The sequence below is a fragment of the Pectinatus brassicae genome (assembly GCF_014201835.1).
Lineage (GTDB): Bacteria > Bacillota > Negativicutes > Selenomonadales > Selenomonadaceae > Pectinatus > Pectinatus brassicae.
Genome location: NZ_JACHFH010000032.1, coordinates 1 through 13097, shown reverse-complemented (window position 1 = coordinate 13097; position 13097 = coordinate 1). Strand labels below are relative to the sequence as shown.

Annotated in this window: 15 protein-coding genes; 12 read left to right on the top strand and 3 right to left on the bottom strand. The window is 35.6% G+C overall.

All coding sequences use genetic code 11. The features are described from left to right. Positions 1–12: 12 nt before the first annotated feature. On the bottom strand, positions 13–504 hold the full coding sequence (locus HNR32_RS10890) for an HD domain-containing protein (protein ID WP_183862576.1): 492 nt from the start codon (positions 502–504) through the stop codon (positions 13–15). Between the two features lie 158 nt (positions 505–662). Between HNR32_RS10890 and rsmH the strand changes: the two genes are divergently transcribed. The 6 genes from rsmH to HNR32_RS10860 all read left to right on the top strand — a co-directional run bounded on the left by rsmH (position 663) and on the right by HNR32_RS10860 (position 4783). Further along, a complete protein-coding gene (rsmH, locus tag HNR32_RS10885; RefSeq protein ID WP_183862574.1) occupies positions 663–1724 on the top strand; it encodes a 16S rRNA (cytosine(1402)-N(4))-methyltransferase RsmH in 1062 nt (353 codons plus the stop codon). Between the two features lie 239 nt (positions 1725–1963). Beyond that, positions 1964–2386 (top strand): hypothetical protein, encoded by a 423-nt coding sequence (locus HNR32_RS10880; protein WP_183862572.1) that lies wholly within the window; start codon positions 1964–1966, stop codon positions 2384–2386. A gap of 20 nt (positions 2387–2406) precedes the next feature. Beyond that, positions 2407–2595, top strand: coding sequence for a hypothetical protein (locus HNR32_RS10875; RefSeq protein ID WP_183862570.1), 189 nt, complete (start codon positions 2407–2409; stop codon positions 2593–2595). Between the two features lie 116 nt (positions 2596–2711). Next, positions 2712–3101 carry a MerR family transcriptional regulator gene (locus HNR32_RS10870; protein ID WP_183862568.1) on the top strand — a complete coding sequence of 130 codons (390 nt, stop codon included), beginning with the start codon at positions 2712–2714 and terminating at the stop codon, positions 3099–3101. A 171-nt stretch (positions 3102–3272) separates the two neighbouring features. Next, a complete protein-coding gene (locus HNR32_RS10865; RefSeq protein ID WP_183862566.1) occupies positions 3273–3863 on the top strand; it encodes a nitroreductase family protein in 591 nt (196 codons plus the stop codon). A gap of 53 nt (positions 3864–3916) precedes the next feature. Continuing rightward, complete coding sequence (locus tag HNR32_RS10860) at positions 3917–4783, top strand: formate/nitrite transporter family protein (RefSeq protein WP_183862564.1); 867 nt, start codon at positions 3917–3919, stop codon at positions 4781–4783. Between the two features lie 74 nt (positions 4784–4857). On the opposite strand, the gene HNR32_RS10855 is transcribed toward HNR32_RS10860, so the two are convergent. Further along, a complete protein-coding gene (locus HNR32_RS10855) occupies positions 4858–6234 on the bottom strand; it encodes an amino acid permease (protein ID WP_183862562.1) in 1377 nt (458 codons plus the stop codon). 158 nt (positions 6235–6392) lie between these two features. After that, the gene (locus tag HNR32_RS10850) at positions 6393–7274 is read right to left on the bottom strand and encodes a LysR family transcriptional regulator (protein ID WP_183862560.1); all 882 of its coding nucleotides are present in this window, start codon (positions 7272–7274) and stop codon (positions 6393–6395) included. A gap of 198 nt (positions 7275–7472) precedes the next feature. On the opposite strand from HNR32_RS10850, the gene alsS reads away from it, so the two are divergent. From alsS to HNR32_RS10825, 6 genes are all read left to right on the top strand, one after another. Next, on the top strand, positions 7473–9179 hold the full coding sequence (alsS, locus tag HNR32_RS10845; protein WP_183862558.1) for an acetolactate synthase AlsS: 1707 nt from the start codon (positions 7473–7475) through the stop codon (positions 9177–9179). A 52-nt stretch (positions 9180–9231) separates the two neighbouring features. Further along, on the top strand, positions 9232–9939 hold the full coding sequence (budA, locus tag HNR32_RS10840) for an acetolactate decarboxylase (RefSeq protein ID WP_183862556.1): 708 nt from the start codon (positions 9232–9234) through the stop codon (positions 9937–9939). A gap of 301 nt (positions 9940–10240) precedes the next feature. Next, the gene (locus HNR32_RS10835) at positions 10241–10753 is read left to right on the top strand and encodes an SDR family NAD(P)-dependent oxidoreductase (RefSeq protein ID WP_196611154.1); all 513 of its coding nucleotides are present in this window, start codon (positions 10241–10243) and stop codon (positions 10751–10753) included. Next, a complete protein-coding gene (locus HNR32_RS13880) occupies positions 10750–11010 on the top strand; it encodes a hypothetical protein (RefSeq protein ID WP_196611155.1) in 261 nt (86 codons plus the stop codon). The genes HNR32_RS10835 and HNR32_RS13880 overlap by 4 nt, the downstream gene beginning before the upstream one ends. A 138-nt stretch (positions 11011–11148) precedes the next feature. Next, positions 11149–12492 (top strand): MATE family efflux transporter, encoded by a 1344-nt coding sequence (locus tag HNR32_RS10830; RefSeq protein WP_183862554.1) that lies wholly within the window; start codon positions 11149–11151, stop codon positions 12490–12492. Positions 12493–12516: 24 nt separating this feature from the next. Continuing rightward, a complete protein-coding gene (locus tag HNR32_RS10825) occupies positions 12517–12909 on the top strand; it encodes an arsenate reductase ArsC (RefSeq protein ID WP_311636840.1) in 393 nt (130 codons plus the stop codon). The last annotated feature ends 188 nt before the right edge of the window (positions 12910–13097 follow it).

The window sequence follows — 13097 nt, the reverse complement described above, 5'->3', positions numbered from 1 at the left end:
TAATATTAAATTTTAACACGGATATAAATGATGTAGTAATCTTAAGCCAGAGGCAGTTTTAAATATCTTCTTCTCAATACTTTTAATTGAAGCAGCAGACATATTATCTTCGTTGATATTTACAAGAAAATCAGCTTCTACCAATATTTGGTAATCAACTGAATCAATATTGTCATAAGTATGGTGATGGGCAATAAGCCAGCAGGTACGGGTAATTATCTTTTCATCGATACCCAAATCTGTAAGCATTTTTTCAGCTTCAGCCGGTCCTTCGATTTCCTGGTATTTACCAGCGGAGCTATTATATTTTTCTTCACTGATTTTAATGCCAATATCGTGGGTAAGGGCAGTGATTTCAAGAAGTTCCTGTTGGGCTGAGTCCAGATTCTCATTGGCAGCAATTAACTTGGTAAAGCCATGTACTTTTAAAAAATGGCTGATGCGTTTAATATCACTGCCATAGTAAGAAACCATAGAATCAAGGACTTTAGTTATACTATCCATAAAAATTCTCCTCAATTTAATATAAGCTGTAAATTTGAAAACTATTAATCATATACTATATAGCATAATTAATATATTAACAAGCGGACAGCATAAATTTATTAGTTTGGTGTAAATAATGGTATAATAAAAATAATTTAAAATAAGGGTGAGATTTAATGGAACAAAATAATAGTGAAACTAAGCAGCATAAAAGACGTGTGCGCTATAAGGGGAAATATCCACGGAAGTTTTCCGAAAAATACAAGGAACATAACCCGGAAAAATATGCGGATACGGTAGAAAAGGTAATAAGTAAAGGCAGTACACCAGCAGGTATGCATATTCCTATTATGGTAAATGAAATACTTGATTTCTTTCAGATAAAGCCAGGCATGCATGGGCTGGATGTTACATTGGGTTATGGTGGACATAGTGGACAAATGTTAAAACAGCTTAAAGGTGAAGGTCATCTTTATGCGCTTGATGTTGATCCGATTGAATCGGTAAAAACAAAAGAACGTTTAGCACAAAAAGGCTATGGTGAAGAAATACTTACAATCAAGCAGATGAATTTTGCCCAAATTGATGAATTAATGAAAGAAACAAGACCTTTTGATTTTATTTTGGCAGATTTGGGCGTATCTTCGATGCAGATAGATGATCCGCAAAGAGGTTTTTCCTATAAAAATGATGGGCCGCTTGATTTGCGATTAAATCCTAATGAAGGGATTGCTGCCAGTCAATTATTGCAAAATTTATCACAGGAAGAATTAGCAGGAATGATGGTGGAAAATTCCGATGAACCGTATGCCGAAGAAATAGCCAAAACAATAGTGGCAGATATTAAGGCCGGTATGGCAATAGATACAACTATGAAACTGCATAATGAAATAGAAAAAGCATTAGAAGATATAGTAATTGAAGATAAAAAAGATGTAGTAAAAAAATCAAGTGCACGTGTTTTTCAGGCATTGCGTATTGATGTAAATCGTGAATTTGAAGTATTATATGAATTCTTAGCCAAGCTGCCAGAGGTACTTGCTCCAGGCGGGAAGATAGCAATACTGACATTTCATTCAGGCGAAGACCGTTTGGTAAAAAAGGCATTTAAGGAATATCAGCGTCAGGGAATATATGAGGAAATCGCTAAAGATGTGATAAGACCGTCTAAAGAAGAGTGTTTCCGCAATAGTCGGGCTCATTCTACAAAAATGCGTTGGGCGATAAAGGCGCAGTAAAAAACATGGGATTATTATACGAGTGACTGTGTATAATAATCCCATGTTTTTTTATCTGGAATAATAAAGGATTTTATATATATTAGGTAAAATTAATATATATGTAGTTTTTACAATTGTAAAATTATTCATAATTGTTATATATCTTGTTTGAAATATAGGAGGTGAAATATTTTATAGATATGTTTAATTAGGAAGTATTGCGGGGAGTTGGGAATGTAGATAGGAGGGCATAAATAATGATCAAAAATATTACTACAATTTTTTTGGCAGTGACTATATTTTTGGGAATACTGTGCATAATGCCAGTACATGCCGATGCAGCTAAGCTGGATTGGCACACGACGAAGGTATACTATCCAATGACCGAAAATGGTTTGAGTCATACATTGATAATTGAAGGTTATTTCCAAAATAATACGGATAAATATATCAATCATATAAATGATATAACACTTACAGCATATATTACTGGTGAAAATGGCGAATCAGATACAGTACAGGGAACTTTTGGTAATTTTGATAAAATGATGTCACCTTGGGCGACATCAAAGCATCGTTTCAGAATACATCGTGGTTCCGATAAAGACATTTGGCCTGTAGCCCATTGGAAAGTAACAAGAGGGCATCTTAGCTGGCAATATGGAAACGCAGCAGGTTGATTATAAATAAGGAGAGGAAAATGACTGTTTATTCGGCGTTAGTTTTTATGATAATAGCTATGCTGGCAAGTGGTTTTTTCTTCGGCAAAAAAATAAAAAAACTGCCAATGGCTATAAATATTGTTTTAGGAATGGTTAGTGCTGCAATTAGTGTTATGATGATGACATATTTATTATGTATATATATATTGCTTGATGGAATCAAATAAACTAACATTATTTAGGGGCTGTTGCATGTTGATAAAATATGTAACAAGCTTCTTTTTTTCTTGACTTGGAGTTACCTTTAACCTATATTATAAAAATAAGAAAGGGAGGGATAAAAATGACCATAACTGAAGTAAGTAAAAAATATAATATAAGTGCGGATACATTACGTTATTATGAAAGAATTGGTTTATTGCCACCAGTTAATCGGGGCAGTAATGGCAACCGGGATTATACAGAAAAAGACTGTATGTGGGTCAACTTTGTTAAATGCATGCGCAGTGCCGGATTATCCATTGAAATATTAATTGAATATGTAAGTCTTTTTCAAAAAGGCGATAGTACAATACCATCAAGAAAAAATTTACTAGTTGAACAGCGGGAAAATGTTAGGGAAAAAATAACAGAGCTGCAAACAATGCTGGAATATTTAGACAAAAAAATAGATGGTTATGAAACACATTTATTAAAGTATGAAGAAAAACTGGCTAATACTGATGATAAATAATAAGATTGTCATATAATGATAAAAGATGTTATATTAAGTGAGATTAATATAACATTTTTTTTGCTATTCATATTAATAAATATTACGAACTATACAGGAATATTGCTAAAAAAATGGTATTTTATTAATATGAACAACGCTGGGAAATAGATGATACAGGGAGGAATCGAAATGAATGAAGTATTAAAGACAATAAAAAATAGACGAAGTGTGCGACAGTATCAAGCGGAGCAAATAAAAGATGTAGAATTGACAACAATTCTTGAAGCGGCTTCCTATGCACCAAGTGGACATAACTGTCAGCCATGGCACTTTACTGTAATACAAAATAAAGATTTACTTAATTTAATGAATGAGAAAATAAAAGAACAGATGCGGTTGCCTCAGCATGAATGGGCTAATAAAATGGGGGAATCATCACGGTTTAATGTATTTTATGAGGCACCGACAGTAATTATAGTATCAGGTGATGAGACTGCTTCTTCACCGTTGCCATTAGCAGGTACCAATTTTCACTATACACCGCTGGTAGATTGTGCTGGTGCTATAGTGAATATGATGCTGGCAGCAGAAAGCATTGGCATTGGCAGTTGTTGGCTGGGGTTGGTCAATTTTTTCTTTGCTTTGCCAGAAACAGAAAAACTGCATATTCCAGAAAATTATAAGCCCTTTTTTGCAGTAACATTAGGTTATAAAGGTGAAAAAGTAATTGGACAATTGGCGCCAAAACGCAAGACTGATATAATATCATATATACGTTAATAAGGATTTAAGTGAGGTGTAAATAAAATATAATGATACATGCTGATAGTAGTATGGAAAGAAAAATTATAAAAATAAAGGGAGATGATAAACCCAAAATATCATGTGAAGAGCAGGTTATACTAGAAGAACATGAACGATTATCACCGCATTTATTGTTTGAAATTATACGGCGTGACGGTGATGAAGAATTATCAAGACCAACAAAAGCTTTAATTTATTCTGGTTTTGCTGCGGGGATTTTAATATCATTTTCTTTTTTATTTAAGGCAGTGCTTACGATGTATTTACCAGATAAACCGTGGGCTAATCTTATTACCAGCATAGGATATACTTCAGGTTTTATTATTGTTATTTTAGGACGAATGCAGCTTTTTACCGAAAACACAATAACAACAGTGATACCATTATTTAGGGAATTTTCGCTAGATAAATTATTGCAGATAAGCAGGTTGTGGGGACTGGTGTTTTTATCAAATTTGATAGGAACGCTGCTGGCAGCAATATTTTTATCAATACCGACATTTGTAACACCGGAATTATCGGCAGCATTGCATGGGATAGCATCTCATGTAGTGTCTATGACGCCTATGCAAAATATAATTCAGGGAATACCGGCAGGAATTCTCATTGCAGCGATTGTTTGGATGATGCCGATGTCACAAAGTTTTAGTTTATTTTTGATATTATTTTTTACTTACTTTATATCTTTGGGGAGCTTTGCGCATGTAGTTGTTGGTTCCAGCGAATTAGCTTATGAAGTAATAAATGGTGGAGCAAATCTTTATGATTATTTCATTCGTTTTCTTATTCCTACAGGAGTAGGAAATATTTTGGGTGGAACATTTGTATTTACAGTACTTGTTTATGCACAAGTTAGCCGCGAATTAAAAGAAGCAGAAAAATGTTTGAAAAAATAATAAGAAGTAAACTAGAAGCGGGACTGTTCTCATGCTTAAATACATGAAGGCAGTCCCGCTTTTTCTATAAATATTTATTTATTAAGAAAGCTGTGTTTATAACTATAACTAAAGTAAATAATAAAGCCGATGATACACCAGACGATAAAACGTACCCATGTTTCCCAAGGTAGATTATACATCAGGTAACCGCATGACAATACAGCTAGAGGTCCAACCAGCCAAATTAATGGGCAGCGAAAAGTACGTGGCAGATCAGGTTTTCTTATACGCAGAACCATTACACCAAGAGAGGCAACAAAAAAAGCTGATAGTGTGCCAATATTAGCCATTTCAGCAATTACACCGATAGGGGCAAAGCCGGCAATCAATGATACGAAAATACAGCCGGTAATAGTAACAAGATAGGGTGTTTGAAAGCGTGGATGTATTTTACAGATTTTAGCAGGAATCATACCATCACGACTCATGGCAAAAAATATACGAGCCTGGCCATATAACAGTACTAATAATACAGTTGTGATGCCGCAGATAGCACCTACCCCAACAAGGGCTGAACCAATATTGTAACCAATATAGCGTAGGGCATAAGCTACGGGTTCAGGGTTATTTAGGTGAGTATAAGGTACGACACCAGTAAGTACAGCAGCTACAATAACATACAATATAGTGCAGATAATAAGTGAACCAATCATGCCAATCGGTAAATCTCGTGATGGATTTTTACATTCTTCAGCAGTAGTGGCTACGGCATCAAAACCAATATAGGCAAAAAAGACAATAGCCGCACCACCAGCTACACCGGAAAAGCCAAATGGCATAAATGGCTGCCAGTTCATAGTATTTACATGTGGACCGGCTAATAGTAAGAAGATAAAAACAGCTAAAAGTTTTACGCCAACTAAAATTCGATTAAGACGGGTGCTTTCTTTAGTGCCTCGTATCAGGAATATTGATAAAAGCAATGTGATTAGTATGGCGGGGATATTTATAATACCGCCATCGGCAGGTACATGAGTCAAGGCAAAGGGCAGATGAATACCAGCTGATTTAAATAAGCCGGTTACATAGCCAGCCCAGCCGGCAGCAACAGCACTTGACGTAACAGTATACTCAAGTACGAGGTTCCATCCGACAATAAACGCGACTATTTCACCTAGGGCTGCATAGGAATATGTATAGGCACTGCCTGAAGCTGGAACGATTGATGCAAATTCAGCATAAGCAAGACCAGCCATTCCACAGGCAAAACCAGAAATAATAAATGAAAGCATAACGGCAGGACCAGCATATTCAGCAGCAGCAACACCAGTAAGTACAAAAATGCCCGTACCGATAACACCGCCGATACCAAGTAAAATAAGATCAATGACACCGAGATTTTTTGCCATTCCGGAAGCGCGAACGAGGGCGCGCATTTGCTCAATGTCTTTAGTCCGAAATAAATTCATAAAACATCCTCCAAATTATGATAATAGAAAAACACTTATCGTCTAATTATACTTTATTTTTTAATTAAATTATATAGAAAAAAGTAACTTTTTTAATAAAATAGGCTAAAAAAATAAATTTATTTAAGTAAAGGAGATTGCTGATGAATTTGTATTAATTATCTTTTACGGAAAAATGCCTGCAGTTTTTCAATAAGTTCTAATGAAGCAGCGGACATATGGCGGCCTTTGCGATAGACAATGCCAATAGTGCGTTCGATTTGTGTATTGATAAAAGGAATAGCTTTGATGCTGCGGCGATTACACATACTGTGGATATAAAGTGAAGGTAATACGCTGACGCCAATATTTTGTTCAACCATTTCCCGCAAGTCATCCATTTGGCTTAATTCTAATATCGGTGTGAAGGCACAGCCTTTTTCATGACAGGTTTGATCAAAAATTCTTCGTATAATAAAATTTTCCGACATCATTATGAGTGGGGCATTGCTTAGTTCTTCAAAAAGCAGGCTCTTTTTTTGGGCAAAGGGATGATTTTTTGAAGCCATAACAACCATTTTTTCCTGATAAAGCGGGATGCTTTCGAGTTCCTTATCGGCTAATGGCAGAAAAACAACCCCAAAATCAAGTTCATTTTGCAGTAATTTATGGCGTATTTGTTCTGTGGATAATTGCTCCAGTTCAATGTGGATATTAGGGTATTGTTTATGAAATTCAATGATAGTTTCCATAGCCAGATAAGTGCCAAGACAAGCTACTTTTATTTGGCCGCGTTCCAGCCCGTTGAGTTGGCTTATTTCAGCTAAAGCCTGCTCAATGGTATCAAATATGCGCATACTATGGCGAAATAGTATTTCACCAGCAGGTGTAAGCAGAACTTTTTTGCCGACACGGTCAAAAAGTTCTGCGCCAATTTCCTGTTCCAGCACATGGATTTGCTGACTTAGTGTTGGTTGGGCTATATTTAGGCTTTCAGCAGCTTTGGTAAAATGCAGATGTTTACAAACAGCAATAAAGTATTGCAAGTGACGTATTTCCATTTTTTCCTCCTATGATAGTTTATATCTATTATAATAATCGAAAAAATGTAATTGAACAATTAATTTACGAATGTTATATTATATTTATAGAAAATAATAAATTCCATTAATAAAATTTATAACCAACTAAGTTATCATATTTTCTCTGGCCAGAGGATTATTAGATGATGAATGATAAGTGCAGGAGAGGTAGAGCTTATGAAATCATTAATTTTAGAGAAGAAAAAAGTGCAGGCACCGCAAAAAACAAGATTGACGGGTGCGGAGCTTGTTGTTGATAGCTTGGAAAAACAGGATGTAAAATATATTTTTGGCATACCTGGAGCTAAAATAGATAAAGTATTTGATGTATTACAAGACCATGGTCCTGAATTGATAGTTTGTCGGCATGAACAAAATGCTGCTTTTATGGCAGCAATGGTTGGAAGGTTAACCTGTAAACCAGGGGTTTGTCTTGTAACATCAGGACCGGGTGCAACAAATCTTTCTACCGGACTTGTAACGGCAAATGTAGAAAATGATCCAGTGATAGCTTTGGTAGGCAATGTCAGTCGTGATGATAAATTAAAAAAGACACATCAGGCATTGGATAATGTAGCCGTATTTAATCCGATTACAAAATTCAGCGCAGAAGTAATTGATGCTAATACAGTACCGGAAGTTATGACAAATGCTTTTCGTTCAGCACAGTCCTCAAAACAGGGGGCAGCAGTAGTAAGTCTGCCACAGGATGTATTGGCTGATGAGGCGGAGGTTCGCCCCTTTAAGCCAGTAGTAAAGACTGAGAAGGGAATGGCATCAGTCACCTCTATTGAAAAAGCTGCTAAACTTTTAAAGCAAGCTAAGATGCCGGTAATATTGGCAGGGATTCGTGCCAGCAGATTTTCAGCAGTGAAAGCGGTAAGAAATTTGCTGGGGAAATGCAGTATTCCTGTGGTAGAAACATTTCAGGCAGCTGGTCTTATTTCAAGGGATTTGAAAGAAAATTTTCTTGGGCGTGTTGGACTGTTTCGTAATCAGCCTGGTGATCAGGTTTTGGAAAAAGCAGATGTAATAATGACTATTGGTTATGATCCGGTAGAATATGATCCAAAATATTGGAATCAAAACGATGGCCGGACAATTATTCATCTTGATGAATGTCCGCCGGATATTGATAATTATTATTATCCTGATGTTGAATTGATAGGCGGCATTGATGCAACAGTTAATGAATTAGCAAAGTATCTTAATAAATTAGAAATAACTAAGGAAAATCGATATTTTTTGGCAGCAATGCGTGAACAGTTGGCTGAAAGCAGTCGTTTGATAAAATTGCGCAATGACAATCTTGTCCATCCACTGGAATTTATTCATACTCTGCGCAATATGATAAGTGATAATACAGTAGTAGCCTGCGACATTGGTTCACACTATATTTGGATGGCACGTCATTTCCGTGCCTATGAACCTAAAACATTATTATTCAGCAATGGTATGCAGACATTAGGTGTGGCTCTGCCTTGGGCAATTGCTGCCTGCCTCGTTAATAATAAAGCTAAAACAATATCTATTTCTGGAGATGGCGGATTTTTATTTTCAGCAATGGAATTAGAAACGGCAGTAAGATTAAAATTACCAGTTGTTCATTTCGTTTGGCGTGATGGGTCATACAACATGGTAGCTTTTCAACAGGTTATGAAATACAATCGTACCTCTGGTGTTGATTTTGGTTCGGTAGATATTGTTAAATATGCTGAAGCTTTTGGTGCTAAGGGGCTACGGGTGGATTCACCAGATAAATTGCAGGATGTTATTCAGGAAGCACTTGATTATAATGAAGGTCCGGTTGTTGTTGATATACCGGTTGATTACAGTGATAATATTGCTTTGGGGCAGAAAATGCTGCCTAATAAATTGAATTAATTATTGATAAAAAATATGAAAGAGGTGTTATAGATGAAGGGGGAATTCTTATATGGATAAAACTGGTGAAGTATATCAGATTTCCACAATGAGTTCTTTACTCGATGGCGTCTATGATGGAGCACTTACTTATGATCAGATAAAAGAGCATGGCGATTTCGGCATAGGAACATTTGACCATTTGGATGGTGAACTTATTGCTTTTGATGGGAAATTTTACCGCTTGCGTGGTGGTGAAGCTATTCCTTTAGGATCAGAGGATTCTACACCATTTTCTACCATAACGTATTTTAATCCGCAGAAAAAATATAAAATAGATGAGCCAATGACAAAAAAATCTTTTGAAACATTGGTAAAGGATTTAATACCCAGTGAAAATTTATATTATGCAATTTTGATTGAAGGCACGTTTAAAAAAGTAAGTACGCGTACGGTAAGTTATCAGGAACATTATGTACCGATGGTGCAGGCTGTTAAGGAACAGGAATCTATCGAATTTGAAAATACCAAAGGAACTATTGTTGGGTTTTGGACGCCGGCATATGCTCAAGGCATAGCGGTAGCTGGTTATCATTTCCATTTTATTGATGAAAGCCTGCAAAAAGGCGGCCATGTATTTGATTATATAATTGATAAGGGCACTGTATATATAGATCAAAAGACACATATGAATTTGTATACGCCAACGACAAAGGCATTTTTAAATGCCCAATTATCACGTAAAGATTTGCTGAAAGAAATAAACATTACTGAAGGTTAATTAAAATTAAAGTGATTTGTGGTAGGAATATAGAATAAAAATATAAAAGAGCAGTTTTGTCACTATTTGATATGACTAAACTGCTCTTTTTGTATTTATGAAGTAAGTGCTAATTACATATTTATAAAAGTTAGTAACAGTTAATCAAGTAGAAATAAGTTAAGCTAAGAATAGATTACATAATTACCTTTTACAAAACGGTTAGCTTTATATATAGCTGTATGGCATGTTTAGTTATTTTATATAAAATAAAGGAATTTCGCTGAGAAAATAAAATAAAAAAATAAGAGAGGTGAGTAGAATGGAAATAGCTATAGTAACTGGGGCATCAAGTGGATTGGGAGAAGAGTTAACTTATTTGTTGGATAATGAGAAACTTGACGTAATATGGCTGATAGCACGTTCGAGGCAGGGTATGGAGAAAATTGCGTCACAAATGAAGACTAATGTGGAAATATTAGATTTTGATCTTACGCAAAAAGAACCTTTTATAATTATTCAAAAAAAATTGTATCAGGAAAAAATACAGGTAAAATATTTAATCAATGCTGCTGGTAAAGGGAAAATAGGCAGTTATAAAGATATAGATATTAAAGATTGCACTGATATGGTAGATCTCAACTGCCGGGCCGCGGTGCTTCTAACACAGCTGGTAATCCCTTTTATGAAAAAAGGCAGTCATATTATGCAGATTTGTTCGATAGCGGCATTTCATCCTCTGCCATATATAAATATTTATGCAGCAAGTAAAGCCTTTTTGTATCATTACAGCCGGGCGTTGGCAGTTGAGCTATCAGCGGAAAAATATCAGTGACAGCCGTATGTCCCTATTGGATAAAGGATACAAGCTTTATTGAAACGGCACAAAAGACAAAAAATAACAGCTATGTGAAAAATTTTATATTTGCATCTAATAAAAAAGATGTTGCGCGTAAAGCGCTGCATGATGCTAAAAAAAATAAAAATGTATCAACACCAGGGTTTATAGCAACTATTTATCATATAAAAACGAAGATTATTCCTGATAGTATAATAATGAAATGGTGGAATGTTTTTAGAAAATTTGGTTGAGTTTATCCTGAAAAAATATAAGAATTTTTGTTAAAATAAGAATATATTTATATTGAATAATTTACATTAAACTGCTTGTTACTTTAAATAATAAGTGTTATAGTAGCTATCTATGAAAGAGAAGGAGATAGAGTTACTATGGCAAAAATGAATTTTAATGCTTCAATATTAAAGATGAGCTGGCCGATCTTTATTGAAGTTTTTTTGCAAATGCTGATGGGGAATGTTGATCAGTTTATGATAAGCCATTATTCACAGCAGTCAGTTGCCGCGGTAGCCAATGCTAATCAGATAATGAACGTCATTATTATATTATTGACGGTTATGAGTACAGCAACAACAATTTTGATTGCCCAATACTTTGGTGCTAAGAATCAAAAAAAGATTGAAGAAGTTTGTACAGTATCATTTTTCTTTAATGGGGTTTTTAGTTTAGCAGCAAGTGCCTTGCTGATTATTTTTCACCAGGAGTTATTTATATGGCTGGATCTGCCGTCAAATATTATGGCTGAAGCCAATACATATTTAACAATTGTTGGCGGCGGTATAATTTTCCAGGGATTATATTTTTCACTGGTAGCCGCCTTTCGCGGTCATTCCTGGACAAAGACAACAATGGTAGTATCATTGGTCATGAATATATTTCATATAGTAAGCAACTCTATTCTTATTTTTGGGTTGGGACCAATACCAGCATTAGGCGTTTTAGGTGTAGCTATATCGACAAATGGTAATAAATTATTAGGCTTATTAATTTTATTTTTTGTTTTCCGTCGCTATTTAAAGGTAAATATGTCGTGGAAATATTTACAGCCTTTTCCGTGGAAAACATTGCGGCAGGTATTGTCTATTGGTATACCTTCCGGCGGCGAAACCCTTTCCTATCAGCTGTCGCAGATGACGGTTATGAAAATGGTTAATATGTTTGGGTTGGCTGTTATCAATACTAAAGTATATGTTTATATATTGGCAACTTTTTGTTATATTTATTCTATAGCTCTGGCTTCAGCCGGTCAGATTATTGTTGGTTATTTTATAGGAGCCAATAGGGAAGATATTGTTGGCAGAAAAGTGTGGCAGACAGCTTTGTTGTCAGTTAGTATCTGCACAACGATGACATTGCTGTTTTATTTTGGCAGTGATTATGTACTGCGTTTGTTTACAGATGATCGGGAAATTTTGCAGTTGGGTCACATGGTTCTACTGGTAGAAATTATATTGGAAATTGGTCGGGGCATTAATATTGTTATGGTCAGCGCTTTGCAGGCTGCGGGTGATATAAAGCTGCCGGTAATAGTCGGTATAATTTGCATGTGGAGTTTTGCCGTTGGATTATCATATTTTTTTGGTATAGTACTAGGTATGGGACTTATAGGCATTTGGATAGGCATGGCCTGTGATGAATGTATTAGGGGGATTATTTTTATATTTCGCTGGCGCAGCGGTAAATGGAAAAATCATAAATATATTGAAGCTGTATAATCAGGAGGAATTAATTTGGTCAAAGTGGCATTTGTCTGTGTGCATAATTCATGTCGGTCACAAATAGCGGAAGCTTTTATGCGGGTTATGGGACTTAATATTTGTGAGTCCTATTCAGCAGGAACAGAAACGAAGGACAGTATAAATCAGGATGCCGTACGCTTGATGAAAGAGGTAGGTATTGATATGGAAATACTGCAAAAATCCAAGTTGTTATCAACATTACCATCGATTGATGTAGTTATAACTATGGGCTGTAATGTCCAGTGCCCATATCTTCCCTGCAAATATCGTGAAGACTGGGGACTTGATGATCCTTCGGGCAAGTCAGATGAAGAATTTACAAAAATAATCAATAGTATTCATAATAAAGTTGAGCAATTGATTGCTAGAATTAGTAAAAATGAACTTTATTAAAAATTGACAAGACTAAAATATTATATTAATATACTATTAACCGAGTAGCTAAGACGCATAAATCCAGGTATTGGATTTGTGCGTCTTTTTTTGGGTGCGCCCGGCATGGGCGCAGTCTAACGGGTGAAAGTCCCGAGTGTGGGTTAATAGTGCCAAGCACATAGCTCAAGGCAAGGGTGTCCACCGTG

Coding starts and splice junctions, on each gene's coding strand:
- HNR32_RS10855 (WP_183862562.1), bottom strand. CDS start 6,234: ATGAATTTATTTCGGACTAAAGACATTGAGCAAATGCGCGCCCTCGTT.
- alsS (WP_183862558.1), top strand. CDS start 7,473: ATGAAATCATTAATTTTAGAGAAGAAAAAAGTGCAGGCACCGCAAAAA.
- rsmH (WP_183862574.1), top strand. CDS start 663: ATGGAACAAAATAATAGTGAAACTAAGCAGCATAAAAGACGTGTGCGC.
- HNR32_RS10830 (WP_183862554.1), top strand. CDS start 11,149: ATGGCAAAAATGAATTTTAATGCTTCAATATTAAAGATGAGCTGGCCG.
- HNR32_RS10890 (WP_183862576.1), bottom strand. CDS start 504: ATGGATAGTATAACTAAAGTCCTTGATTCTATGGTTTCTTACTATGGC.
- HNR32_RS10875 (WP_183862570.1), top strand. CDS start 2,407: ATGACTGTTTATTCGGCGTTAGTTTTTATGATAATAGCTATGCTGGCA.
- HNR32_RS10850 (WP_183862560.1), bottom strand. CDS start 7,274: ATGGAAATACGTCACTTGCAATACTTTATTGCTGTTTGTAAACATCTG.
- budA (WP_183862556.1), top strand. CDS start 9,232: ATGGATAAAACTGGTGAAGTATATCAGATTTCCACAATGAGTTCTTTA.
- HNR32_RS10835 (WP_196611154.1), top strand. CDS start 10,241: ATGGAAATAGCTATAGTAACTGGGGCATCAAGTGGATTGGGAGAAGAG.
- HNR32_RS10865 (WP_183862566.1), top strand. CDS start 3,273: ATGAATGAAGTATTAAAGACAATAAAAAATAGACGAAGTGTGCGACAG.
- HNR32_RS10870 (WP_183862568.1), top strand. CDS start 2,712: ATGACCATAACTGAAGTAAGTAAAAAATATAATATAAGTGCGGATACA.
- HNR32_RS10860 (WP_183862564.1), top strand. CDS start 3,917: ATGGAAAGAAAAATTATAAAAATAAAGGGAGATGATAAACCCAAAATA.
- HNR32_RS10880 (WP_183862572.1), top strand. CDS start 1,964: ATGATCAAAAATATTACTACAATTTTTTTGGCAGTGACTATATTTTTG.